Annotated in this window: 27 protein-coding genes; 25 read left to right on the top strand and 2 right to left on the bottom strand. The window is 47.2% G+C overall.

Going from position 1 to position 26,332, the window contains the following annotated elements; translation table 11 throughout:
* Positions 1-26: 26 nt before the first annotated feature.
* From pfkA to coaE, 11 genes are all read left to right on the top strand, one after another.
* A complete protein-coding gene (gene pfkA / locus GVY43_RS05790; RefSeq protein WP_012726720.1) occupies positions 27-995 on the top strand; it encodes a 6-phosphofructokinase in 969 nt (322 codons plus the stop codon).
* 93 nt (positions 996-1,088) lie between these two features.
* The gene (pyk, locus tag GVY43_RS05785; RefSeq protein ID WP_012726719.1) at positions 1,089-2,831 is read left to right on the top strand and encodes a pyruvate kinase; all 1,743 of its coding nucleotides are present in this window, start codon (positions 1,089-1,091) and stop codon (positions 2,829-2,831) included.
* 67 nt (positions 2,832-2,898) lie between these two features.
* Positions 2,899-3,363 (top strand): DUF441 domain-containing protein, encoded by a 465-nt coding sequence (locus tag GVY43_RS05780; protein WP_012726718.1) that lies wholly within the window; start codon positions 2,899-2,901, stop codon positions 3,361-3,363.
* A gap of 184 nt (positions 3,364-3,547) precedes the next feature.
* The gene (gene citZ, locus GVY43_RS05775) at positions 3,548-4,660 is read left to right on the top strand and encodes a citrate synthase (RefSeq protein WP_159562532.1); all 1,113 of its coding nucleotides are present in this window, start codon (positions 3,548-3,550) and stop codon (positions 4,658-4,660) included.
* Positions 4,661-4,759: 99 nt separating this feature from the next.
* Positions 4,760-6,028 (top strand): NADP-dependent isocitrate dehydrogenase, encoded by a 1,269-nt coding sequence (gene icd / locus GVY43_RS05770; RefSeq protein ID WP_031423152.1) that lies wholly within the window; start codon positions 4,760-4,762, stop codon positions 6,026-6,028.
* A gap of 21 nt (positions 6,029-6,049) precedes the next feature.
* A complete protein-coding gene (mdh, locus tag GVY43_RS05765) occupies positions 6,050-6,982 on the top strand; it encodes a malate dehydrogenase (protein ID WP_159562531.1) in 933 nt (310 codons plus the stop codon).
* A gap of 183 nt (positions 6,983-7,165) precedes the next feature.
* Positions 7,166-7,867, top strand: coding sequence for a response regulator transcription factor (locus GVY43_RS05760; RefSeq protein ID WP_031423155.1), 702 nt, complete (start codon positions 7,166-7,168; stop codon positions 7,865-7,867).
* Positions 7,864-9,591 (top strand): two-component system histidine kinase PnpS, encoded by a 1,728-nt coding sequence (gene pnpS, locus GVY43_RS05755; RefSeq protein WP_159562530.1) that lies wholly within the window; start codon positions 7,864-7,866, stop codon positions 9,589-9,591. The genes GVY43_RS05760 and pnpS overlap by 4 nt, the downstream gene beginning before the upstream one ends.
* A 207-nt stretch (positions 9,592-9,798) precedes the next feature.
* Complete coding sequence (polA, locus tag GVY43_RS05750) at positions 9,799-12,393, top strand: DNA polymerase I (RefSeq protein ID WP_159562529.1); 2,595 nt, start codon at positions 9,799-9,801, stop codon at positions 12,391-12,393.
* 21 nt (positions 12,394-12,414) lie between these two features.
* Positions 12,415-13,242, top strand: a complete 828-nt coding sequence (gene mutM, locus GVY43_RS05745) for a bifunctional DNA-formamidopyrimidine glycosylase/DNA-(apurinic or apyrimidinic site) lyase (protein ID WP_159562528.1) — start codon at positions 12,415-12,417, stop codon at positions 13,240-13,242.
* A gap of 13 nt (positions 13,243-13,255) precedes the next feature.
* Positions 13,256-13,861 (top strand): dephospho-CoA kinase, encoded by a 606-nt coding sequence (gene coaE / locus GVY43_RS05740; RefSeq protein ID WP_012726710.1) that lies wholly within the window; start codon positions 13,256-13,258, stop codon positions 13,859-13,861.
* 13 nt (positions 13,862-13,874) lie between these two features.
* Here coaE and GVY43_RS05735 read toward each other — a convergent pair whose 3' ends face one another.
* On the bottom strand, positions 13,875-14,357 hold the full coding sequence (locus GVY43_RS05735) for a site-2 protease family protein (protein WP_159562527.1): 483 nt from the start codon (positions 14,355-14,357) through the stop codon (positions 13,875-13,877).
* Between the two features lie 157 nt (positions 14,358-14,514).
* Here GVY43_RS05735 and GVY43_RS05730 point away from each other — a divergent pair, with 157 nt between their 5' ends.
* The 8 genes from GVY43_RS05730 (at position 14,515) to GVY43_RS05695 (ending at position 22,660) form a co-directional block, all read left to right on the top strand.
* The gene (locus tag GVY43_RS05730; protein WP_074036529.1) at positions 14,515-15,546 is read left to right on the top strand and encodes a glyceraldehyde-3-phosphate dehydrogenase; all 1,032 of its coding nucleotides are present in this window, start codon (positions 14,515-14,517) and stop codon (positions 15,544-15,546) included.
* 232 nt (positions 15,547-15,778) lie between these two features.
* Positions 15,779-16,165, top strand: a complete 387-nt coding sequence (gene speD, locus GVY43_RS05725) for an adenosylmethionine decarboxylase (protein ID WP_012726707.1) — start codon at positions 15,779-15,781, stop codon at positions 16,163-16,165.
* 112 nt (positions 16,166-16,277) lie between these two features.
* A complete protein-coding gene (locus GVY43_RS05720; RefSeq protein WP_159562526.1) occupies positions 16,278-16,649 on the top strand; it encodes a hypothetical protein in 372 nt (123 codons plus the stop codon).
* Between the two features lie 12 nt (positions 16,650-16,661).
* Positions 16,662-17,129 carry a transcriptional regulator NrdR gene (gene nrdR / locus GVY43_RS05715; RefSeq protein ID WP_012726705.1) on the top strand — a complete coding sequence of 156 codons (468 nt, stop codon included), beginning with the start codon at positions 16,662-16,664 and terminating at the stop codon, positions 17,127-17,129.
* Positions 17,130-17,169: 40 nt separating this feature from the next.
* Positions 17,170-18,522 carry a DnaD domain protein gene (locus GVY43_RS05710; RefSeq protein ID WP_012726704.1) on the top strand — a complete coding sequence of 451 codons (1,353 nt, stop codon included), beginning with the start codon at positions 17,170-17,172 and terminating at the stop codon, positions 18,520-18,522.
* Between the two features lie 4 nt (positions 18,523-18,526).
* Entirely contained in the window at positions 18,527-19,441 is a 915-nt protein-coding gene (dnaI, locus tag GVY43_RS05705) for a primosomal protein DnaI (RefSeq protein WP_031423170.1), read from the top strand.
* Between the two features lie 299 nt (positions 19,442-19,740).
* Positions 19,741-21,684 carry a threonine--tRNA ligase gene (gene thrS / locus GVY43_RS05700; protein WP_159562525.1) on the top strand — a complete coding sequence of 648 codons (1,944 nt, stop codon included), beginning with the start codon at positions 19,741-19,743 and terminating at the stop codon, positions 21,682-21,684.
* A gap of 103 nt (positions 21,685-21,787) precedes the next feature.
* Positions 21,788-22,660 carry a DUF1002 domain-containing protein gene (locus tag GVY43_RS05695; protein ID WP_084543060.1) on the top strand — a complete coding sequence of 291 codons (873 nt, stop codon included), beginning with the start codon at positions 21,788-21,790 and terminating at the stop codon, positions 22,658-22,660.
* 30 nt (positions 22,661-22,690) lie between these two features.
* Here the strand turns inward: GVY43_RS05695 and GVY43_RS05690 are convergent, their stop codons facing one another.
* Positions 22,691-22,900 carry a hypothetical protein gene (locus tag GVY43_RS05690; protein WP_012726699.1) on the bottom strand — a complete coding sequence of 70 codons (210 nt, stop codon included), beginning with the start codon at positions 22,898-22,900 and terminating at the stop codon, positions 22,691-22,693.
* A gap of 341 nt (positions 22,901-23,241) precedes the next feature.
* On the opposite strand from GVY43_RS05690, the gene infC reads away from it, so the two are divergent.
* The 6 genes from infC to GVY43_RS05660 all read left to right on the top strand — a co-directional run bounded on the left by infC (position 23,242) and on the right by GVY43_RS05660 (position 26,332).
* Positions 23,242-23,772: a translation initiation factor IF-3 gene (gene infC, locus GVY43_RS05685; RefSeq protein ID WP_012726698.1), complete on the top strand. Its 531-nt coding sequence runs from the start codon at positions 23,242-23,244 to the stop codon at positions 23,770-23,772.
* A gap of 30 nt (positions 23,773-23,802) precedes the next feature.
* Positions 23,803-23,997 carry a 50S ribosomal protein L35 gene (gene rpmI, locus GVY43_RS05680; RefSeq protein ID WP_012726697.1) on the top strand — a complete coding sequence of 65 codons (195 nt, stop codon included), beginning with the start codon at positions 23,803-23,805 and terminating at the stop codon, positions 23,995-23,997.
* Between the two features lie 28 nt (positions 23,998-24,025).
* The gene (gene rplT / locus GVY43_RS05675) at positions 24,026-24,385 is read left to right on the top strand and encodes a 50S ribosomal protein L20 (RefSeq protein WP_012726696.1); all 360 of its coding nucleotides are present in this window, start codon (positions 24,026-24,028) and stop codon (positions 24,383-24,385) included.
* Between the two features lie 86 nt (positions 24,386-24,471).
* Positions 24,472-24,726, top strand: a complete 255-nt coding sequence (locus GVY43_RS05670) for a hypothetical protein (RefSeq protein WP_074036543.1) — start codon at positions 24,472-24,474, stop codon at positions 24,724-24,726.
* A 24-nt stretch (positions 24,727-24,750) separates the two neighbouring features.
* On the top strand, positions 24,751-25,233 hold the full coding sequence (locus GVY43_RS05665; RefSeq protein WP_159562524.1) for a dUTP diphosphatase: 483 nt from the start codon (positions 24,751-24,753) through the stop codon (positions 25,231-25,233).
* 19 nt (positions 25,234-25,252) lie between these two features.
* Positions 25,253-26,332 (top strand): M42 family metallopeptidase, encoded by a 1,080-nt coding sequence (locus tag GVY43_RS05660; protein ID WP_159562523.1) that lies wholly within the window; start codon positions 25,253-25,255, stop codon positions 26,330-26,332.

Below are 26,332 nucleotides of genomic sequence, written 5' to 3'. Positions count from 1 at the left end.
GTTAAAACACATAAGAGGTGAGCGACGTGAATTTAAAACGTATTGCGGTATTAACAAGCGGAGGAGACGCTCCTGGAATGAACGCTGCTGTCCGTGCCGTGACCCGAAAAGCAATTTTTGAAGGTCTTGAAGTGTACGGCGTGTATAACGGCTATCAAGGATTAATCGAAGGTGATTTAGTCGAATTAAATCTTGGATCAGTCGGCGACATCATTCAACGTGGAGGTACGTTCCTTCGCTCTGCGCGCTGTCCTGAATTCAGAACAGAAGAAGGTCGCGCAAAAGCAGTAGAACAGTTGAAGAAATTCAATATCGATGCCCTCGTGGTCATCGGTGGAGACGGCTCTTATCGCGGAGCTCAAAAATTGACTGAACTCGGATTCCCAACAATCGGCCTTCCGGGTACAATCGATAACGATATCCCAGGAACAGATGCGACAATCGGTTTCGACACAGCACTCAATACAGCGCTTGATGCGATCGATAAGATTCGTGACACGGCGTCATCACATGAACGTACGTATGTCATCGAGGTCATGGGTCGCGACGCTGGTGATATCGCGCTTTATTCTGGTCTCGCTGGTGGTGCTGAGTCGATTCTCGTCCCAGAACGTCCAGAGGATTTGAATGCAATCGTGGAACGAATCAATCACGGGATTGCACGCGGTAAGAAGCACTCGATCGTCATCGTTGCTGAAGGTGCGGGAAGTGCGGAAGAAATCGGCAAATTGATTGCTGAGAAGACGAACTCAGAAACACGCGTCACGATTCTCGGTCACATCCAACGTGGTGGTTCCCCAACTGCCGCTGACCGTGTCCTTGCAAGTCGTATGGGTGCATACGCTGTTGAGATCTTGCTTGAAGGGAAAGCGGGCCGCGTTGTCGGAATCCGTAACAACCAGATGATGGATCTTGATATCGATGAGGCGCTCGACAATAACAAGCACACGATTGATATGCAATTGATTGACCTCGTTAACCAATTGTCGATTTAAACGATTTTGTATGTTGCAGAGACGGGATACGGTCCAAGGCCCCCCGTTTTCTGTTTGTAAGTTGCACTATATCCCCTAGGAGGTTTTTATATTATGCGTAGAACGAAAATTGTATGTACCATTGGACCGGCTTCTGAGAAGCGTCTTCCTGAGATGATTGAAGCTGGGATGAACGTTGCCCGTCTCAACTTCTCACACGGTGACTATGAAGAGCACGGCGCTCGTATCCGTGACATCCGTGAAGCGGCGAAAGCAGCGGGTAAAGTTGTCACTGTTCTTCTCGACACAAAAGGTCCAGAGATCCGCACGCATACATTCGAAGACGGTAAGGCACTTCTTGAAAAAGGAAAAGAAGTCACAATCGTCTCAACGGAAGAAATCGTCGGAACGAAAGATCGTTTCTCTGTGACGTACGAAGGACTCTACGATGATGTGGAAGTCGGTTCACACATCATGCTCGACGACGGTCTCATCGGACTCCGTGTCGTTGAAAAGCTTGATAACCGTGATCTCCGTTGCGTCATTGAAAACGAAGGAATCATCAAGACGAAGAAAGGTGTTAACTTGCCAAACGTCAAGGTAAACCTTCCTGCCCTCACGGACAAAGACATCGCGGACATCGAGTTCGGGATCTCACAAGACATTGACGTGATTGCAGCATCATTCGTACGTCGTGCATCTGACGTAGTTGAAATTCGTCAACTTCTCGAGAAGCACAATGCGTCTCACATCAAGATTTACCCGAAAATCGAGAACCAAGAAGGTGTCGATAACATCGAAGAAATCTTGGCAATCTCTGACGGTTTGATGGTAGCCCGTGGGGACCTCGGAATCGAAATCCCGACGGAAGAAGTGACGCCAGTTCAAAAAGAACTCATCAAGAAGTGTAACGACCTCGGGAAGCCGGTCATCACAGCGACACAAATGCTTGATTCAATGCAACGTAACCCGCGTCCGACACGTGCGGAAGCATCAGACGTAGCAAACGCAATCTTGGATGGAACAGACGCAGTCATGCTTTCTGGTGAAACAGCTGCAGGGGACTACCCAATCGAATCTGTTCAAATGCAAGCTGCAATCGCAGAGCGTACAGAACGCATGCTCGACTACAAAAACTTGTTGAAAGATCGTCAGAAGCGCAGTGAGCACACTGTGACGGATGCAATCTCACAAGCGGTTGCACACACGGCAATCAACTTGAACGCCAAAGCAATCTTGACGCCGACACAATCAGGTTACACGGCTGCTCGTACAGCGAAGTATCGTCCTGAAGCGAACATCATCGCGGTGACGGAATCAGAGCGCGTTGCGCGTCAATTGAACCTCGTTTGGGGCGTGTACCCAATCGTTGCTGAAACAATGCCGAACAACACGGATGAAATGTTGGTTCAAGCATCAGAAGCGGCACGTCACGCTGGATTCGTCACTGACGGTGACCTCGTTGTCATCTCAGCCGGTATTCCTGCAGCGACTGCTGGTACGACGAACATGATGAAAGTCCACATCGTTGGTCACGCTCTCGCAGACGGACGTGGAATCGGTGAGCGCGGTGTCGTTGGAGAAGTCGTTGTCGCAAAAAATGCGGATGAAGCAAACGCAAAAGCGAAAGACGGCATGATCCTTGTCGCACCATTCACAGATAAAGAAATGATGCCTGCCATCGAAAAAGCGGCTGGAATCATCACGGAAGACGGCGGATTGACGAGCCATGCTGGGATCGTTGGACCATCACTTCGCAAGCCGGTCATCGTAGGTGTTGATGCAGCGACAACATCGCTTCGTGACGGTCAGATGATTTCAATCGACCCACTCACAGGTAAAATCTACAACGCATAATTGAACGACAATCGAACCGGCCTTCTACAAAGGTCGGTTCTTTTTCCGTTCGAAGAAAGGAATACGTATGAGTGCATATCTTTTTTTATTGATGCTCGTCTTAATCGGTGTCATTTCAAATAACCAATCTGTCATTATCGCAAGTAGCGTCTTGTTGATCATCAAAGCAATCGGTTTCGGCGATCAATTGTTCCCGACGCTCGCATCGAAAGGAATCAGCTGGGGTGTGACGATCATTACGATTGCAGTCCTCGTCCCAATTGCGACCGGCGATATCGGATTTAAAGAATTGTGGAATAGTATTAAAGGTCCGGTCGGAATCGTCGCGTTTGCTTCTGGGATGTTTGTCGCCATTGCTGCAGGGCAAGGTGTTCAACTGATGCGTGTCGATCCGGTCGTCACCACGGCGCTCCTTGCAGGTACGATTTTAGCGGTTGGATTCATGAAAGGGATCCCCGTTGGACCGCTTGTTGGAGCTGGGATTGCGGCATTGATTTTAGGTGGATATCAAGTCATTGAAAAATGGTTTTGATATTTTCTGACAACTGAAGCCGCTTACATTTCTTTTTTGCAATAAATTGTTTATACTATATAAAGGACAGGGTAAACGGAGACTGGGTGAATGTAGGGGAACAACCCGTCCCGTATCCTTATTCCCTATAAACAGACTGTTTTTACGGTCGACCATTTTAAACAAGACTGAGGGGGAGTTATGAATGTCAACGACAAAAGGGTTAGAAGGTATTGTGGCAGCAGCCTCAAAAGTCAGCTCAATTATTGACGGACAATTGACTTACGGAGGATACACCATTGATGATTTAGCGGACAACGCCACATTCGAAGAAGTAGTGTTCTTATTGTGGAACGACCGCTTACCAAATGCAGAGGAATTGACAGCGCTCTCAGATGCGCTTGTAAAAGAAGCGACATTGCCTGAAGAGGTGATTGATACGTTAAGACGTGCACCGAAATCAGCCAATGCAATGGCGACGATTCGTACGGCACTTTCACAACTCGCTTTATATGATGAGGAATCTGAAGACATGAGTGACGAGGCCAACATGCGTAAAGCGATTCGCCTACAAGCACAAGTCGCTACAATCGTGACGGCATTCGCCCGTCTTCGTAAAGGGGAGCAGCCGGTCGCACCGAAACCAGGTCTTTCTTACGCTGCGAACTTCTTATATATGCTAAACGGTGAAGAGCCGAGCGATGTAGCAGAAAAGACGATTGATAAAGCGCTCATCTTACACGCAGACCACGAGTTGAATGCTTCGACATTCACTGCTCGCGTTTGTGTAGCGACGCTCTCGGATATGTACTCAGGTGTCACGGCGGCCATGGGGGCACTCAAAGGGCCACTTCACGGTGGTGCGAACGAAGCGGTAATGAAAATGTTGCACGAAATCGACTCGGTCGACCGTGTTGAAGAATATGTTCGTGGCAAATTCGAGCGCAAAGAGAAGATCATGGGCTTCGGTCACCGCGTTTACAAGGATGGCGACCCACGTGCGAAACATTTGAAAGAAATGAGCCGTCAGTTGACTGCTCAAATCGGCGAACCGAAATGGTATGAGATGTCTGAGAAAATCGACCATCTTGTCGAAACGGAAAAAGGTTTGAAACCAAATGTCGACTTCTATTCAGCTTCAACTTATTATGCGCTCGGTCTCGAAGAAGATCTATTCACACCAATCTTCGCCGTATCTCGTATGTCTGGCTGGATTGCGCACATTCTCGAGCAATATGCGGATAATCGCTTGATTCGTCCACGTGCGGAATATGTCGGTGAAACGAGCCGTAAGTATGTTCCGGTAAACGAACGTTAATTCGAGACACATTTTAGACAAAAGTTTGGTAAACTAACAAGTGACGTAGGTCGGCGCACGCGTCGACCTACAGTAATGTACTTAGGGGGATTCATTATGTTGACACAAGGACAAAAGATTACAGTTGAAAACGGTGTATTGAACGTACCAAATGTACCGACCGTACCATTCATTATCGGTGACGGAACAGGTCCTGACATTTGGAATGCGGCTGTTCGCGTATTTGACGCTGCGGTTGAAAAAGCATATGGCGGCGACAAGAAAATCGAATGGATGGAAGTATATGCTGGGGAAAAAGCATATAACGAAAAAGGCGAATGGCTCCCAACAGAGACACTTGATCAAATTCGTGAGTACTTGATTGCCATCAAAGGACCACTTACGACTCCGGTCGGTGGAGGAATTCGTTCATTGAACGTCGCACTTCGTCAAGAACTCGATTTATATACATGCCTTCGCCCAGTTCGTTACTTCACAGGTGTTCCATCACCAGTAAAACGTCCTGAAGATACAGACATGGTCATCTTCCGTGAAAATACTGAAGATATCTATGCTGGAATCGAGTACGCTTCAGGAAGCGATGAAGTGAAAAAACTCATCAAATTCTTGCAAGACGAGATGAATGTCAACAAGATCCGTTTCCCAGAAACATCAGGAATCGGAATCAAGCCAGTTTCTTCTGAAGGAACAGAACGTTTGGTTCGTGCAGCAATTGAATATGCGATTGCGAACAACCGTAAATCTTTAACGCTCGTCCACAAAGGGAACATCATGAAGTTCACAGAAGGCGCCTTCAAAAACTGGGGTTATGCACTCGCTGAAGCGGAGTACGGTGACAAAGTGTTCACATGGGCACAGTATGACCGTATCAAAGAAGAATCTGGTGAAGCAGCTGCTAACGAAGCTCAGTCGAAAGCGGAAGCTGAAGGGAAAATTATCGTCAAAGATTCAATCGCTGATATCTTCCTCCAGCAGATTTTGACACGTCCACGTGAGTTCGACGTTGTTGCGACGATGAATTTGAACGGTGACTACATCTCAGATGCCCTTGCTGCTCAAGTAGGTGGAATCGGGATTGCACCTGGTGCGAACATTAACTACATCACAGGACATGCGATTTTCGAAGCGACACATGGTACAGCTCCGAAATACGCGGGTCTTGATAAAGTAAACCCATCTTCAGTCATCCTTTCAGGTGAGATGATGCTCCGCCACATGAACTGGAACGAAGCGGCTGACCTCATCATCAACTCAATGGAGAAAACGATCGCTTCGAAAGTTGTCACATACGACTTCGCACGTCTCATGGACGGAGCGACAGAAGTGAAATGTTCAGAGTTCGCGGATGAATTGATTAAAAACATGTAAGACGACCGAGGAGGAGAGCTCATGATTCGTCGTAACAAAATTTCTGTTATTGGAAGTGGCTTCACCGGTGCAACGACTGCACTGTACTTGGCTCAACGTGAGCTAGGGGATGTCGTACTGCTCGATATGGAAGAAAAAGTAGGACCGACGAAAGGGAAAGCGCTCGACATGCAAGAAACGGCACCGATTCAAGGGTTTGATTCGTGGGTCACAGGTACGTCTGATTACGCGGACACGGCCGATTCCGATGTGGTTGTCATTACCGCGGGAATCGCGCGCAAGCCGGGGATGAGCCGGGACGACCTCGTCGCAACGAACGCAAACGTCATGCGCTCGGTTGTGAAAGAGATTGCCCGTTACTCTCCAGACGCCATCCTGATCGTATTGACGAACCCAGTAGACGCGATGACGTACGCGGCGTTCAAAGAATCAGGGTTCCCGAAAGAACGCGTCATCGGTCAATCCGGTGTATTGGATACGGCTCGCTTCCGAACGTTTGTGGCACAAGAGCTGAATGTTTCTGTCAAAGACGTATCTGGATTCGTCCTTGGAGGTCATGGAGACGATATGGTGCCTCTCGTACGCTATTCTTACGCTGGAGGCATCCCGCTCGAAAAACTCATCCCACATGAGCGAATCGAGCAAATCGTCGAACGGACACGAAAAGGTGGCGGCGAGATTGTCCAACTACTGGGCGATGGCTCGGCGTATTATGCGCCAGCCGCTGCCATCGTGGAGATGGTCGAGGCGATTGTAAAAGATCAGCGTCGAATCTTACCGGCCATCGCATACCTTGAGGGAGAGTACGGATTCCATGATTTGTATCTTGGCGTCCCGACGATTCTTGGAAAACATGGAATTGAGCAAGTGTTAGAGCTCGACTTGACGGATGAAGAAAAAGCAGCGCTATCGAAGTCTGCGGATTCTGTCCGCTCGGTATTAAGCGTCTTATAAAACTGAGGTGCTTCCTGTCATGTTGCAGGAGGCACCTTTTTTGCGCCTTCTCTCTTATCGAACATGCTACACTGAAAGTGGATTTGTTTTGTTTTTGTAAAGATTTGCTTTGAGGTTGGTCGTTTCAAGCATTGATTTGTAAAATAGAAAGTGACATTTGATGGTTTAAGAGGAGGAAGCAGTGTGGCTGATAAAGTAATTGTTGTCGACGATGAAGTATCGATTGCGACATTATTGAAATTTAATTTAGAACAGGCTGGCTTTGAAGTAGAGACGGCGCACGACGGCAAAACTGGATTGGAATTGGCTGAGAAAAAGGACGCCGTGCTCATCGTGCTCGACTTGATGCTGCCGGAGATGGATGGACTTGAAGTGTGCAAACGACTCCGTCAGCAAAAAGTCAATACACCGATTTTAATGCTCACGGCAAAAGATGATGAGTTTGACAAAGTATTGGGGCTCGAGCTCGGAGCGGACGATTATTTGACGAAGCCGTTCAGCCCACGTGAAGTAGTCGCGCGCGTCAAAGCGATTCTTAGACGTTCTGCCCCGCAAGAATCGGCGGTTGAAGAGGACGTCATTCAAATCGGAGATGTTAAAATCGTCGCTTCAAACTACGAAGTGTTCAAGCAAGGGGAGCGCCTCGAGTTGACGCCGAAAGAATTTGAATTGTTAGCCTATTTGGCGAAAAATAAAGGGCGCGTGTTGACGCGAGATCAATTGTTATCGGCCATTTGGAATTATGACTTTGTGGGTGATACCCGGATTGTTGATGTCCATATCAGTCACCTTCGTGAAAAAATTGAACCGGTAACGAAGAAACCGACCTATATTAAAACGATTCGCGGTCTTGGCTATAAGATGGAGGAGCCGACTTCGGAATGAAGACGTATCGCTCTAGATTTATGACGACTCTCATTTTTCTTGTCACCGGTGTCTTGCTGACGCTCGGGATTGTCCTTGGGCAGCTCTTCAAAGATTTTTATCTGGATTCAGAACGAGATCGTCTAAAAGAAGATGCTCAATTGGCAGCCCTCTACCTCGAGGGAGGCGAATTGGACGAGATTCGTGAGTATGTCGGTCAAATCGATGACGGGAGCAGCTTTGATATTCTCCTTCTCAATAGTCGGATGGAGGTAATCGCTGGCACGCCGTTTCGCGTCGGGTCCATCGATTACAAAATTGATCCGAATATGGTCCCTGAGGAAGGGACGTTCGGTGAAGCGGATGAGGACGAGTTGATTCAATACACAAAACCGATCGAACTTGCGACGGGTGGGACAGTCTATTTAACATTCATCCGTTATGTATCGGATTTAGAAGGGGTGTACAATCGCATCTGGTTGACGATTGCCCTCGCGCTCTTCTTCTCCTTCTTCATAATTTTATTCGTGCTCCAACATTTGACGAATCAATTTATTCGACCAATCGATGAGGCGACGATCGTTTTGCGGGAACTGGCGGACGGGAATTATCGGGCCCGTGTGTATGAACTCAGAAATGATGAAGAGACAGGTAGCCTAGCAGGGTCAATCAACGTGCTTGCCCGGAATTTGGAGTCGATTTCTCTCGGGGAGTCCGTACAACGGGCGAGACTCGAATCGTTAATCGAGTATATGGGGGCGGGTCTTCTGCTCGTCGACGAGCGAGGGATTGTCACGTTGGTCAACCGCTCTTATCGTGAAATGTTCCAATACGATGATTTAACGATTGGACAATTTTATCACGGGATTCTACCGAGTCCTGAAGTAGAATCGCTCATCGAAGACGTCTATCTGACGGAAGAGGTCCACCGCCGTCAGTTATCGATTCGAACGGGATTCAATCAAAAAACGTATATGGTATCCGCAGCACCGATTTTCAGTGACACCGGGATGCTTCGCGGCACGACGTTACTGTTTAACGATATCACGGAACTGAAACGACTTGAGAAGATGCGGAAAGATTTCGTGGCGAACGTCAGTCATGAGCTGAAGACACCGCTCACATCCATACGTGGGTTTAGTGAGACGCTTCTTGATGGGGCGAAAGAAGTCCCGGAACTTCGAGACCAGTTTTTAGACATCATCCAGAAAGAAGCGACACGGATGCAGATGCTTGTTGAGGATCTCCTTGAATTGTCGAGATTGGAGCGGGATGACTTCCAAATGGAGTTGGTGTCCGTCGATCTGAATCAGCTCGTCGATGAGGTCTGTCTCCTGCTCAGTCAAAAGGCGAGCAAGAAGTCGATTCAGCTAGAAGCGAAACACGAGGGGACGGTCGTCTTGCAAGCGGACCTGAACCGAATGAAGCAAGTCATCATGAACTTGGTTGCCAACGCCATCAACTATTCACCAGAAGGAAGTCGTGTCGAAATCGCCGTGGAAGCAAAGGCAGATTCCTATAAACTTCGCGTCAAGGACAACGGAATCGGGATCGCCGAAAAAGAAGTGAGTCGTATCTTTGAGCGCTTCTATCGTGTCGATAAGGCAAGAAGTCGGAACTCGGGTGGAACTGGCCTCGGACTCGCCATCGTGAAACACATCATCGATTTGCATCATGCCACGATCGACGTAGAGAGTGAGGAAGGCAAAGGAACGACGTTTACCATTACATTCCCTCGGGTTTAACAATGACTTTATCGTTCGTTCATATTTACTTTACAAAACCTTGCTATCCTATGAATGAGACCTCTTCATCATCTCGTGACTCGATCGGTGCTCATCTCCACACGATCGAGAATTTGGCCCTTTTCTATTCGTAGAAAAGGGTCTTTTTTTTCGAACGCATGTACCCGTATGGTATGATGGTTGAAGAGAAGAATGGAGGTCGATTGAATGAATAAACTACTAGTCCTTGATGGGAACTCCTTAACATATCGTGCGTTTTTTGCACTGCCTCCGATGTCGGATGCGTCAGGTCGGAATACGAATGCAGTGTATGGGTTTACGATGATGTTATTGAAACTAATGGAAGATGAGCAACCGACTCATTTTGCCGTGGCGTTCGATGCGTCAAAGAAAACGTTCCGTCACGATACGTTCGCAGAATATAAAGGTGGACGTCAAAAGACACCGGGAGAATTACGAGAACAATTCCCGCTCGTGCGTGACGTTTGTCGGGCGTTTGGCATCTCTGTCTTAGAGCTCGATCAATACGAGGCGGATGATATCATCGGGACGCTCTCAAAAGATCCGACTTTTGATCAAGTTACGGTTGTGACGGGGGATAAGGATTTACTTCAATTGATCAATGAACGCGTGACCGTCTATTTGACGAAACGAGGCATTACTGACGTCGAGAAAATGACCGAGACTGCGTTCAAGGAACGCTATGAGGGACTACAACCGATTCAGATGATTGACCTAAAAGGATTGATGGGGGATAAATCCGACAACATCCCTGGTATTCCAGGGGTCGGGGAAAAGACGGCAATGAAGTTGATTGCCACATACGGTACCGTTGAGGCCCTTTATGAACATACGGATGAGTTGAAAGGGAAGCAAAAGGAAAAAGTAGTGGCGAATGAACAAGAGGCGAAAATGTCGAAACAGTTGGCGACCATTTACACGGATGTACCGATTGATGTGACGATTGATGAACTTGTCTTTAAGCCATATGACGCTTCGGTCGTCAAAACGCTATTTATGGATTTACAGTTCAAGTCACTCATCGGCAAACTGGCGGATACCTCTTCAGAAGAACCGGTTGAAAAAGCGGAGCGACCAACAATCGCGTTGGTCGATCAAGATTTGTCACGTGCTGTGTTGATGCTTGAACAGTTGCATGATGATTATTTTGAAGAAGACGTGATTGGAGTGGCGATCGCGTCGGAACGAGGTGTCACGATTGGAGATGTGACGCTTCTTGAGGACGAACGGATCAAGGAATGGATCGAAGACGAGACGAAGACGACGATTTGTCTCGATGCGAAGCAGACAATTATTCAATTGAAACGTCACCAATTGGCACTGCGTGGGTATGAAGACCTGCTTGTCGCAGGGTATTTGCTCAACCTATCTGGTGGGACGTCTCTCAGCTCGATTGCCGCACACTTTACGTATCCTCTTGAGGAAGATGAAACGGTCTACGGAAAAGGTGCAAAAATCAAGGTGCCGGAAGAGAATGTTTTTCATGCTCATCTCGCAGAAAAGGCGTACGCCATCTATACATTGTTTGAACGCGTGGTTTCGGAGTTGAAAGAGAATGAACAGACAGAACTCTATGAGGCGCTTGAAAAACCACTCGTTTCCGTATTGGCCGAGATGGAGTGGGCTGGTATCCACGTAAATGTCGAAACGCTTCAACATATGGAAACGGACCTGCGTGAACGTCTAAATGCACTTGAGGTCACGATTCATGAATTAGCCGGGGAACCGTTCAACATCAACTCACCGAAACAGTTAGGGGTCGTATTATTTGAAAAACTGTCACTCCCTCCTGTGAAAAAGACGAAAACAGGATACTCAACGGCAGCGGATGTCCTCGAAAAATTGGCACCGCTTCATCCGATCATTGAGAAAATCATGCATTATCGTGAACTTGGCAAACTTCAGTCCACGTATGTCGAAGGCTTGCAGAAAGTCGTGAAGGATGATGGCAAGATTCATACGCGTTATACACAGACGCTTACTCAAACGGGACGGCTTTCGTCGGTTAACCCGAACCTTCAAAATATTCCGATTCGATTAGAAGAAGGGCGTCGCATCCGTAAAGCGTTTACCGCGAGTGAACCGGGATGGGTACTTTATGCGGTCGATTACTCTCAAATCGAACTGCGCATCATGGCACATATGTCACAAGATGAGAAGATGATGGCAGCCTTCCTTCACGATGAGGATATTCATACGTCGACGGCGGCGAACGTGTTTAAAGTTTCCACTGAAGAAGTTACGTCACTCATGCGTCGTCAAGCAAAAGCCGTCAACTTCGGAATCATCTATGGCATCAGTGATTATGGACTCTCACAAAACCTAGGGATTACACGGAAAGAAGCGCAGACCTTTATCGATACGTACTTTGAACAGTTCCCTGGGGTGAAGACGTTCATGGATGCCGCGATTGAACGGGCACGTGAACACGGGTTCGTCGAGACGATGTTGAAACGACGCCGGAACATCCCGGACATCCATTCTCGTAATTTCAATTTGCGTGGGTTTGCTGAACGTACCGCAATCAACACACCGATTCAAGGAACGGCAGCGGACATTATTAAAAAAGCGATGATTGATGTCGATCATGCGTTAAACACGTCAAAACTTCAATCTAAGCTGTTGTTACAAGTACACGATGAATTGATATTCGAAGGTCCGGCCGAAGAGATGGAAGCATTAGAAAAACTTGTGACCGAAGCGATGGAACATACGGTCACACTTGATGTCCCGTTACGTGCGGACGGAGCGGTTGGAACGACATGGTTTGACACGAAATAAACGGATAGAAAGGAAATCAGTATGCCAGAATTACCAGAAGTCGAAACGGTCTGTCGTAGGTTGCGACCTGCCGTTTCAGGAAAAACGATTCAGTCTGTCGATGTCCTCGACCCTAAAATTATCCGCGGGCTCGACCCCGAAGAATGGGTTCACCATTTGATTGGAGAAACGATTACGGATGTGGAACGTCGGGGGAAATTCATCTTATTCAAATTGACGAACGGGTATCTCGTCTCCCATCTTCGCATGGAAGGGAAGTTTTTCCCTTATGACTCCATTGCAGAACCGGTAAAACATACACATATCGTGATTACGTTTACGGACCAATCGACTCTACACTATAATGATGTCCGTAAATTCGGTACGATGGAGTTGCGGACGAATGAAACGATTCATACCACACCACCGCTCTCATTACTTGCGTACGAGCCGTTTGACGAGCGTGTGACAACCGAGGTGTTACACCGACGTTTAGAGCGCATGAAGACACGCGCGATTAAGACCGCCCTCCTCGATCAGTCCATCTTTGTTGGATTAGGTAACATCTATGTAGATGAGACGTTGTTTCGCGCGGGTGTCCATCCGACACGACCGGCCGCAAGTTTGTCACATGAAGAAGTCGACCGTGTGCGGACTGAAGCTGTTGCTGTCTTGACTGAGGCTATTGAGCGTGGAGGTAGTACGATTCGCAGTTATGCCAATCCAGATGGCGCCACAGGAACGTTTCAAGAGAGGCTCTACGTATATGGACAGACCGGAGAAGCGTGCCGCCGATGCGGACATGAAATTGAAAAGATGAAATTGGGCGGGCGAGGTACGCATTACTGTCCGCACTGTCAACAACGTTAAGGGGTGGACGTGTATGTTGAAGATTGGATTGACTGGTGGAATTGCAACCGGGAAGTCTACGGTATCGCGACTGTTTCGAGAACGAGGCATTCCGATTATCGATGCCGATTTGATTGCAAGGACGGTCGTTGAACCAGGAGGAAAGGCGATTGAAGGGGTAAGGGCCGCATTTCCAAAATGTTTTGTGGGCGACGTGCTGAACCGTCCTGCGCTCGGTCGGGAAATCTTCCATGATGAAGCAAAGCGTCAGCAATTGAATCAATTGATGCATCCAGCGATTCGAGAAGAAATGAATGAGCAAATGCGAACGTATGAGGCATCGGGGGAACCTGTCGTCATTTTTGATATTCCGTTACTGTTTGAAGGAACGATGCTCGATCTGGTTGATTATTCCGTCGTCGTCTATTGCCGTGAAGAGATTCAACTGATGCGTCTCATGGAACGGAATGGATTGACGAAAGAAGAGGCGTTAGCCCGTATTCGTTCACAGATTCCAATTGAAGATAAAAAGCACCAGGCGGATTTCCTCATAAACAATAATGGGGCATTAGGGGACCTCCCTCCACAAATCAATCGTCTGGTCGAACAGTTTCAAACGATACAAAAAGAAGGCGACTGATATCGCCTTCTTTTTAGTTTAATGGATCGGATTCTGGAGACCCTTTTTTCCATGTATCATAAATCGCACGTCCATCACTAGGATGACCGTTCGAATAATAGATGGGATAGAGTGAGAAGAAGATATAGTAGAACGAGAAATAGGCGAACTGATACGTATAGAGTGTCGGTTCAATATCTCGTCGAAGAATGAACGCGTTGACGATTAAGATGCTCGCTAAATTGAAAATGGCTCCACCGCCATAGACTAGCGTACGGGTGACCTTGTTGCTCCATCTTAAATCAGTGAACTGGCACCATGCATCATAAAAATAAACACGATTTACTTGTAAACGACCTACTTTAAACATTTTCTTCCCGGTACCGATTTGCATATCGAGTGAGCCGCCGAACAACTTTGCGAAGAAGAAGTGTCCAAGCTCATGAATTAACGTCACAATCGGTAAAATGATAAAGAACGAAATAAAGAATTTATCGATATCTCCCCAATCAAACATCATGACGCCTCCTTTCTCTTGTCTGTTACGCCAAGAAATTTCCCTCATTTTCAAAAAATAAACAAAGAAAAACGAAAAAAATGTGACGAATCATAGTGAAAACGCTTACAGCTATCCGTTATAATGAAACCGTAATGTAGAAAAAGGGGGATCTATCATGGGGACAAAAGTGGCAATTAACGGATTTGGTCGAATCGGAAGAATGGTATTTCGAAAATTGATGCTCGAGGGACGTCATGAAGTAGTGGCGATTAACGCAAGTTATCCGGCGGAAACACTTGCGCATCTCATTAAACATGACTCGATTCACGGTCCATTCGGATTGACAGTACGTGCGCATGGGGATGCGCTCGAAGTCGATGGGAAACGGATTGAACTTATTTCGGAACGTGATCCATCACGGTTGCCTTGGTCAGACCTTGAAATCGACATCGTCGTCGAAGCGACCGGGAAGTTTAACTCCGATAGCGGGGCAAGACTTCATCTTGAGGCAGGCGCGAAAAAAGTGATTTTGACCGCACCAGGTAAAGGGGACTTACGCACGATCGTGATGGGGGTCAATGATCGTGACTATCGCCCGGAGGAAGACCATATCATTTCAAACGCATCGTGTACGACGAACTGTCTCGGACCTGTCGTGAAGGTTTTGCATTCGACGTTCGGTATCGAGACGGGACTGATTACGACAGTACACGCCTATACGAACGACCAGAACAATATTGACAACCCGCATAAAGATTTGCGGCGCGCGCGTGCGTGTGGCAGTTCCATCATCCCGACATCAACGGGAGCGGCTAAGGCGATTGGTCTGGTGATGCCGGAACTACAAGGGAAGTTAAACGGAATGGCACTCCGTGTACCGACTCCGAACGTATCACTTGTCGACTTGGTCGTCGAACTCCACCGAGATGTTACGGTCGATGAAGTCAATGAAGCGTTTGAACGGGCAGCGTATGGAGAAATGACGGGTATTTTAGGCGTTTCTCACGAACCGCTCGTCTCTATCGATTTTAACGGGGACGATCGCTCGTCGATTATCGACATGGATTCGACGATGGTACTCGGAGGGAATCATGTCAAAGTACTCGCATGGTATGACAATGAATGGGGCTACTCATGCCGTGTCGTAGACTTGTTGGATATGGTGGCCAGCTATCTTCAAATCGGGCAACAAGAAACACACGCCTAAAAAATATTACGTGCGGAGAAATATTTTTCAGATTTTTTTATCAAATGTCTTGTAACGACGTCCCAAACACGTTACACTCAATTTCGTGAACTTCAATTGGTCTGACAAACGCAACTTAAAGGGTTAGGACCTCTTAGGACTAACTTGCCCCCGTGGTTGTGGGCGATTCAGGCACAAAGTGAGTGATCATCAACTACTTTGAGACCATTGATGTAAAGGGGGATCCACTAATATGGATACTATGGGACGTCACATTATTACAGAACTTTGGGAGTGCAATCCCGACAAATTAAATGATATCGACTACATCGAGCGTTTGTTCGTCGATGCTGCTCTTCGTTCGGGCGCTGAAGTCCGCGAAGTTGCATTCCACAAATTTGCGCCACACGGTGTAAGTGGAGTCGTCATCATTTCAGAATCACACTTAACGATTCACAGTTTCCCAGAACATGGCTATGCGTCAGTTGACGTGTTTACATGTGGAGATCGAATCGATCCGGCTACAGCATCGCAGTATATTGCTGAAGGATTGGATGCAAAAGTACGTGAAGATGTGAAACTTGAGCGTGGAATGGGACCGATTCGTGTTCCGGAAGCGCAAGTGGCAATCAGCAAATAAATCAGATTGACCTTTTGAGGCTGGCCGTTTAACGGTCAGCCCTTTTAATTGTTTTGTTGTCGCCTTAATTTTGATATGCTTAACGTATATAACTCAGGCGTTGAGGTGGATTATGGGACTGTTAGATAAGTTACAAACACATATTGAAACGAAAGATACACATAAAAATGAAATGCTCCAAACACGTTACTATGCGGCATCGTCACATGCGATGTTGCAATGGTTAGAAGGAAAAATTCAAGAGAACGGTCATACGGTTCGTCGAATCGATGCGAATCGAGGAGAACTTTCGTTTCTCGGAGAAGGCTGGGACGGGCTCATCACGATTGTACAAGTGGATGGCGGCCGGACGGCTGTCGATTTTACATTAAACCGTGAACAGCGACTCGGTGCAGACCTTTCGCAAATTGTATCGCACTACTACGAGGCGCTCACGCAACAATTCCCGTTACGTGCCATTGGTAATAAAACAGTCGAACGATAAGGAGGTTTGAGCATGCGTTGTCCGAAATGTGATCATAATGGAACGAGAGTGCTCGATTCCCGTCCGGTGCAAGACCATTATTCGATTCGACGTCGTCGTGAATGTGAAAAATGTGGGTATCGGTTTACAACGTTTGAGACGGTTGAACAGACACCGCTCATCATTGTTAAAAAAGATGGAAATCGTGAAGAGTTCAGTCGTGAAAAAGTGCTTCGCGGCATTATTCGGGCGTGCGAGAAACGACCTGTCACACTTGAACAGCTCGAAGGGGTTGTGACGAAAGTCGAACAGCAACTCCGTGCCCTCGCCCAGTCAGAAATTCCAAGTGAACAAGTAGGCGAGCTTGTGATGAATGAACTTGCACGAGTCGATGAAGTCGCATATGTTCGGTTTGCATCGGTTTATCGTCAATTCAAAGACATCACGGTGTTCTTTAAAGAACTTGAAGATTTAATGAAGCAAGAAAATTCGACCAACTAAAGGGCGGCCTGCTGGTCGCCCTTTTTCAAGGGAGAGAGCCATGGAGAAAGAACGTACAATCTTTGGGACGGACGAATTGTTAATCATGAGTACCGGTCTAGTCGACCGTGAATCGTACCAGTCCCTTTACCACTTATATCAACCTGTCATCGGGGTGAAGGCGCTCGCACTCTATCAAACGTTATGGAGCGAACTAAAACCGGGCAAAATGAAATCCAACTATATGTCCCATAGTGCATTGTGTGAGATGTTGGAGTTCTCCATCAATGAGTTAATGGACAGTTTGTTCCGCTTAGAAGCGATCGGATTAGTGCGCACCTATAAAACAAAAGACGCTCGATTGACACAATACGTCTATCAGTTACGCGTCCCGCTTGCACCGCACACGTTTTTGAATGACGGGCTGTTGTCGAGTTTCCTCTTCTATAAAGTCGGGGAAGTACGATTCAAACAACTGCAAGGGCGTTTTACGATTGATCCGTTGCCCGCAGGCATCGTCGAAGTGACAAAGGATTTCAATGAAGTATTTGATGTCAAAGGAGTGAACCATCGTGCGTTCACACAAAAAAATTATGAAAAGCCGGACCGGGCTAAGATTGAGATCAACTATTCGTTCGATATGGAAATTGTGAAAAAACTGACGAATTTTCCAGTTGGATTTTTCACGAAAAAATTAGACGAAACGATCACAAAATTGGCCTACGTGTCACAACTCGATGAAGAGACGATGGCGGAAATGTTGAAAGAATATTTCGTACATGAGGCGTACCTGCCACTCAGCGAACAAGAGAAGCGGGACGGTTGTCGTCAAATGGTTCTGCAGTTGAAGAAGAAACAGACGCGCCACCGGAAAGAGAAGACCGTCGAACTTGAACAGACGAAACTTGGCGATTTGCATGATCCCGAAGTGATGGAGTCCGCACACCCACATCAATATGTCTCGACGCTTCGGAAGACCCCGCAACTTTCAAAAAGTGATGAACAGTTAGTCATTGAACTCGTCGACACACTCGGTCTCGCGCCAGGGGTCATCAATGCGCTCTTCTATTACTGTATCGAAGTGAAGAAGCAGACGCGGCTGAGCGAGAACTATGTCTTGCGCATTGCGACGAGTTGGAAAACAGCGGGCTATACGAATGCAAAAGAAGCGCTAGAGCGTGAAGAGTCTCAAGATGCGCTCATCGAGAAGAAACAGCAAAAACGTGAGAGTGTGCAACGCACCACAGTCGGGTCACGACGGAAACCCCAACAAGGGGATATGCCGAAATGGCTCGAGGACGAGGCGAAACAACAGCGCTCATACGACCAAGCGAGGAAAAAAGAACTCGAGTCGTCCGTACCGGATGACGCGGAACTCGTGAAACTATTAAATGAATTGAAAGAGAAGGGGTGAGGGGATGGAACGAATCAATCAGTCGCTGTCTCAGTTGATGAACCGAAAAGAAGTTCGGGAGGCGTACGAGTCGATTCGCAGACGTACACTGAACCACCCGGGTGTCATCGCATTTTTGAACGCTCATCCAGAGTTAGAGGAGAAGGCGATTGAAATCGGGTTTACCAAACTGAGTGAGTACGCGGAACAGATGGATGGAAAAACGTTCAGAGAAGATCAGGCCGTCATCCCAGGCCATCAACCGGTACTTTATGTCGATTTAGGACAGATTGCAATTCGATATGAAGAAACGGTCGCACATCGCCAGGCGAGACGACAAAAAGAAATGGACCGTAAATTCAAAAGTTTGTTTTTACCGGAAGAAGTTCGCGAGGCGAGTTTCGAATCTTTCGATTGGGCCGACGACGCGCGTAAAATCGCATTGCGTGAAGCGATGCGATTTGTAACAGGGATGAAGTCTCGTCAAAAAGTGAACGGCCTCTATCTCCATGGTAGTTTTGGCGTCGGGAAGACATATTTACTCGCCGCAATCGCCAATGAGTTGAAGGTGGCGGACATCGAGACGATTCTAGTCCATGCTCCGGGCTTTGTGTCGGAGGCGAAACGCAAAATTCGTACCGAGTCGTTCGACTCTTTCTTGACGTCGTTTCAACATGTGCCAGTCTTACTGATTGATGACATCGGAGCTGAAGCCATCAGTCCATGGGTACGAGATGAATTGTTCGGGATCATTCTTCAGTATCGGATGATGCATCGCTTGCCGACGCTCTACAGTTCAAACTTTAGCGGAGAAGAACTCGAGACGCACTTTTCAATCGATGGTTCGCCGCAAAATAAAATGAAGGCACAGCGACTCATGCAACGTATTTCCACGACGACGACCCAAATTGAGTTAAAGGGTGAAAATCGCCGTCGGTAAAGGATTGTTTTTCTTTGGTGAGTTGACTATACTAAGAAGCATATAAAGGATGCATAGAAGAGGATATGGATCATCGAGACGAGTTTTAGCGAGGGAAGGGCGGTGGAAGCTTCCTAACGACGACGATGCATTTACTCCCTCAGAGCACCGTACGGGTCAATCGTGCGGCGATTCACACTCGTTATCGTGTGTTCGAGCCAAGCAGATTGCTTGGGAACGAGGGTGGTACCACGAGAATCAAAGCTCGTCCCTTTTTGAGGGATGGGCTTTTTTTATATTCATTTTTTGAGAGGGGACAGATGTACATGATTCAATTAACATTTCCAGATGGCGCGGTAAAAGAATTTGATGCAGGCGTCACAGCAGAAGACGTCGCGGGCTCGATCAGTCCGGGACTTCGTAAAAAGGCAATCGCAGCAAAACTAGACGGAGAACTCATCGACTATCGTCGTCCAATCGAACATGACGGCAAAATCGAACTCGTGATGCCGGACTCGGAAGATGGTCTTGATTTGATGCGTCACTCGTCAGCGCACTTGATGGCTCAAGCGATCAAACGGTTATACGGAGAAGACAACAACATCTATCTCGGAATTGGACCGACGATTGAGAACGGGTTCTATTACGATATCGAGATGGATCGTCGCATCAATGAGGAAGACCTTCCTGAAATCGAAAAGATGATGAAACGCATCGTCGACGAAAACTTAGAAATCACACGTGAAGTCGTTTCCCGTGACGATGCGCTCGCTCGTTATAAAGAATTGGGAGATCCGCTCAAGATTGAGTTGATTGAGGACATTCCTGCTGATCAAACCCTTACAATCTATCATCAAGGTGAGTTCTTTGACCTTTGCCGTGGACCTCACGTCCCGTCAACATCGAAGTTGAAAATCTTCAAATTGATGAGCGTGGCTGGTGCCTACTGGCGCGGGGACTCAGACAATAAGATGCTACAGCGTATTTACGGGACAGCGTGGGCGACGAAAGAACAACTCGCTGAACACTTGCGTCTTCTTGAAGAGGCGAAAGAACGCGACCATCGTAAACTCGGGAAAGAACTCGACCTCTTCTTCGTTTCACAAGAAGTCGGTCAAGGGCTTCCGATGTGGCTTCCGAAAGGGGCTTCGATTCGTCGTACGGTCGAGCGCTACATCGTTGATAAAGAACTCGAACTCGGATATCAACATGTCTACACACCGGTTCTCGGTTCGGTCGACTTGTATAAGACATCTGGTCATTGGGATCACTATCAAGAAGACATGTTCCCGAAAATGGAGATGGACAACGAAGAACTCGTCCTTCGTCCGATGAACTGCCCGCACCACATGACAATCTACAAACATGAGCCACGTTCGTACCGCGAACTTCCACTTCGAATCGCTGAGCTTGGTGGGATGCACCGTTACGAGATGTCAGGGGCGCTCACAGGTCTACAACGTGTTCGTTATATGGTATTGAATGATGGACATACGTTCGTTACACCTGAACAGATGAAGCAAGAATTCAAAGACATCGTTCATTTGATTCAAGAAGTATACGCTGACTTTGGCATAAAAGATTATCGTTTCCGTCTCTCGTATCGCGATCCTGCTGATAAAGAGAAGTATTTCGATAACGATGCCATTTGGGAAATGGCACAAAGTCAGTTGAAGGAAACGATGGACGAGCTCGAACTTCCGTACTTTGAAGCAGAAGGCGAAGCGGCATTTTACGGACCGAAACTTGACGTACAAGTACGGACGGCACTTGGGAAAGAAGAGACGCTCTCGACTGTCCAACTTGATTTCTTGCTTCCGGAACGTTTCGATTTGACATACACTGGGCCAGACGGTAAGGACCATCGTCCAATCGTCTTGCACCGTGGTGTCGTCTCGACGATGGAACGTTTTGTCGCTTACTTGATTGAAGAGTATAAAGGCGCATTCCCGACATGGCTCGCACCGGTTCAAGTCAAGTTAATCCCGGTCTCGCATGTTCACGACGAATACGTCGCGGAAGTGAAAGCGGAACTCGTTAAGCGCGGTGTCCGCGTCGAAACAGACCTTCGTGACGAGAAACTCGGCTATAAGATTCGTGAAGCGCAGATGAAGAAGATTCCAATGACGCTCGTACTTGGAGATAAAGAACGTGATGAGCGTGCGGTCAACATTCGCCGTTACGGTCAGCAGGAACAAGTTTCTGCGTCACTTGATGAATTCATCGCATCGCTCACAGAAGAGATCGCGAACCGTTCACGTTAAGTGAGGGACCACCTTTCCAACCAGAAAGGTGGTTTTTTTCGGTCTATAGACGGATGTGTATTTGGTCATCTACACGTATCGTAAACATAAGGAGTGATACTTAATGAATTATATGAAGCCAGTATTGGCACTTACTATTGGAGCGGTTGCGTTCACAGGAGCGCTTCCAAAAGTCGGAGCGGAGGCAATTGTCAATGATACGATTGTGACCCTCGGTGAATCATTATCTTCAGAGCAACAAAAATGGGTACTCGAACGAATGGACGCCCCGGAAGGAATCGAACCGATCATTGCGACGGCAGCGGACGAAGAAAAATATTTAGGTGACTCTGTTCCGCAGGCGCAGCGTGGGGGTGGCATGTACTCATCTGCCCGAATCAAATTGACGAACGGGACTGGTCTCGATATTCAAACGGAGAACGTGACATGGGTCACGAAAGATATGTATGCGAACGCCCTCGTCACGGCCGGTGTGACGGATGCGGACATCTATATCACGTCACCGATTAACGTGACGGGTACCTCGGCTTTGACGGGGATTATGAAGGCGTACGATCAGACGGCAGCCGAAACGGGCATCGAATTGTCGGATGAACGAAAAGAATTGGCGCAAGAAGAGCTGGCGGTCACGTCTGAAATCGGTAAGACAGTCGGACAAGAGGACGTAGCAGGTCTCATGAACGAGATTAAAGCGGAAATCGCAAATCAGATGCCAGAGACAAATATTGAGATTCGTGACATCGTCATTCAAGTATTGAATCAAAATAACGTTCAGTTGTCTGAGGGTCAACTCGATCAACTGACGACGCTATTCGAAAACATGCAGCAAGCAAATCTTGATTGGTCAGCAATCAGTAGTGGATTGAAAGATGCGGGTCAAGATGTGCAGGCATTCCTTGAACAAGAAGAAGTAAAAGGATTCTTTGCCCGATTGTTTGAGGCCATCGGTAACTTCTTCAAATCGCTTACAAACTAAGTGGTACTAAAAAAGGGCAGACGCCCTTTTTTAGTACCACCGTTTATGGATATAATTCTGAGCCGACTCATGGTCATCGACGATTTTTAAAGTAATGCGATTCATTTCTTCTAATAAGTCTGTTAATACCGCCTGTAATTTTTCGTCTTCTAGCCCATGTGCTTGCATCGTCTTACTGACAATCTGCTGGACTTGATCATGGTAGTCATGTTCTCGCGATACATCTTTTCGCCAGTTCATGTCAATCCCTCCTTTGATATTTCATTATTCCCTTTGAAAAGGTATTGCGAAACGAGAGAATGACTGGTATCATCATAAAAGTGTGAGCTACCAATTATTCATGCGCGATATCTTGACATCTTTTCCTGCTAGTGCTAAGATGACATAGTGATTAAAAACAACAAAGCAGAAGCACCCGCTTTTCACCTCGTCTGAGAGTCATCAGGCAGGTCCATCAAGTTCTTGGTTCATTCGGCATTGTCTGCCGTTTTATGACCTCAACTGATGTGTGGGTGGGAAACTGCCGACGCTTTTTTTATTGCCATGTTGTCTTGTCAATCTAAATCTCGTGCAATCGCACGATGGAGGTGCTAACCATTAGCAAAGAGCTCTTTATCAACGAAAACATTCGTGCCCGTGAAGTACGTCTCATTGGCGCAGACGGTGCACAACTCGGTGTGACATCACGTAACGATGCGTTACGTTTAGCTGAAGAAGCGGAACTAGACCTCGTCTTAGTCGCGGATAAAGCAAATCCACCGGTCGCTAAAATTATGGATTATGGGAAGTACCGTTTCGAACTCCAGAAAAAGGAGAAAGAAGCGCGTAAAAACCAAAAAGTCATCCAAATGAAAGAAGTACGTCTCAGTCCAACAATCGAGGACAACGATTTCCAAACAAAATTGCGTAATGCACGCAAGTTCCTTGAAAAAGGAAACAAAGTGAAGGCTTCGATTCGTTTCCGCGGACGTGCCATCACACACTCGGAAATCGGGAAACGTGTTTTGGACAAAATGGCAGCGGAATGTGCCGATTTGGCAACAGTTGAACAAAAGCCGAAGATGGAAGGACGCAGCATGTTCTTAGTGCTGGCTCCGAACAAAGAAGATTAATTATCGATTCTCAGTGGGGAGGAAATACTCATGCCGAAAATGAAATCGCACCGCGGTGCTTCAAAACGTTTCAAACGTACAGCATCAGGTAAACTCAAGCGTTCACACGCTTACACAAGTCACTTGTTCGCAAACAAATCGACTAAAGCGAAACGTAAGCTCCGTAAAGGCGCTATCGTATCAGCTGGAGACTTCAAACGCATTCGCAACATGATCGCGAAGTAATACAGAAACAATTTAGGAGGGAATCCATATGCCACGCGTAAAAGGCGGTTATACGACTCGTCAACGTCGTAAAAAGCAAATTAAACTTGCCAAAGGATACTTTGGTTCGAAACACATTCTATTTAAAGTAGCAAAACAACAGGTCATGAAGTCACTCATGTACGCTTACCGTGACCGTCGTCAGAAGAAACGTGATTTCCGTCGTCTTTGGATCACACGTATCAATGCGGCAGCACGTACAAACGGTCTCTCATACAGCCGTATGATGCACGGCCTTAAGCTTGCAGGAATCGACATCAACCGTAAGATGCTTGCTGAGCTTGCTGTGACAGATGCACAGGCATTCGCGTCACTCGCTGAAACAGCTAAATCAAAATTGAACGCGTAATCGTTCAATCGACAGCGCCGAGACACTCTCTCGGCGCTTTCTTTTTTCTTTAGAATTTCTTAGAATTAAGAGAAGGAGGAAAGCGTATGAATCAATCGGTTGTTGCGATCGTCGCCTTAGCGCTCATTATCTTGAACGTTTACACCTATATCCAAGCGAAACAGTATGCGCAAGGAAAAGGTGACTTTAATGTCCTATACGCCTATGCAGGAGGAGCCATCGGTGCCTTGTTTGGTCTTCATTTGACTCGGAAGAAGGCTGTTCATGCCCCAAAACTGCTTCAATTACAAGTATTGATTTTAGCAGTAGGCTGGTCTTTAATGATTTTAGTACTGCTATAAGTGGAGACAGAGGAGGAACATCCGGTGAACTGGACAACATTGTTTGATCGGCAGCGCGAATTAGACGAGCGGATCAAAGTACAACATGGATTATCCGGCAATCAATTCGATGAACGGTTACTGGCGCTGCTTGTCGAGCTCGGTGAACTGGCTAACGAAACACGTAGCTTTAAGTTTTGGTCGAAGAAAGGACCGTCGCCTCAAGATGTGATCTTAGAAGAATATGTAGACGGCATTCATTTCTTACTGTCACTTGGTCTTGCGCTTGGGTATGAACGAGATGCGTTTCCTGCGGGAAGTTCATATCTTGATGCGACTGATGCTTTTTTAGATATTTATCGAAAAGTGACGAATTTTGGTCTTTCAAAAACGGAAGCCATGTACGAGACGCTGATGGCAGCTTATCTCGAACTTGGTTATACGCTCGGTTTTAATGAGCAACTCATTTTGCTGGCATACATGAATAAAAATGAAGTAAACCATGAGCGACAAAATCAAGGATATTAATGAAAAGGAGCGGATTGGTATGAATGAATCGTTACATATGTTAAAACGTTTGACGGATGCAACAGGCGTCCCGGGCAATGAGGGAGAAGTCCGTCAATTGATGCGTGAATACCTCGAACCACACGTCGAGTCGTTTGAACAGGATGGTCTCGGAAGTCTATTTGGTCAAGTGACAGGAGATGCTGAAGGTCCACGTGTCATGATTGCGGGTCACATGGATGAAGTCGGCTTCATGGTGACACGTGTGGAAGAAGGCGGTTTCCTTCGTTTCCAAGCGCTCGGTGGCTGGTGGAACCAAGTGCTGTTGGCACAGCGAATGGATGTTGTCACACGGTCTGGTGAAAAGATTCCCGGTGTCATTGGTGCGAAACCACCTCACGTCCTACCGCTCGAGGCACGAAAAAAACCCGTTGAAATCAAAGATATGTTCTTAGATATCGGTGCCACGTCGAAAGACGAAGTGGCTGAATGGGGAATTCGTCCAGGCGATACGGTCGTGCCCCATTGTGAATTCACTGTCATGAAAAATGAGAACTTCTTGATGGCGAAGGCATGGGACAACCGAATCGGATGTGCGATTGCCATCGAAGCAGCAAAACGTCTGAAGGAAGATTCATTCCCTGGCGTCGTCTATACAGGAGCGACGGTACAGGAAGAAGTCGGATTACGTGGAGCGGTTACCGCTGCCAACTTGATTCGCCCGGATGTCGCGATTGCTGTCGATACAGGCATTCCAAGTGATACACCAGGAATGACCCAAGCAGAAGGGTTGTCAAAACTTGGTGACGGTGTGCAAGTCATCTTCTTTGATGCGACCACCGTCACGAACCCACGCCTTGTCGACCTCATCGTTGACGTCGCAAAAGAACAAGACATCAAATATCAATTGGATTTAACGCCAGGCGGTGGCACAGATGCTGGGCGATTCCACCTTTCTGGGATCGGGATGCCGGCTATCGCATTGACAGTGCCAGTCCGCTATTTACACACGAACGTGTCAATCATCCATAAAGATGATTACGAGGCAGCGGTTCAACTCGTTGTCGCATTGACAAAACGTTTAGACCATGAAACGGTCCAATGGTTGAAAGAGGGATAA

The sequence above is a fragment of the Exiguobacterium sp. 8H genome (assembly GCF_902506255.1).
GTDB lineage: Bacteria > Bacillota > Bacilli > Exiguobacteriales > Exiguobacteriaceae > Exiguobacterium > Exiguobacterium profundum.
This window is presented reverse-complemented; position numbering and strand designations above follow the sequence as displayed.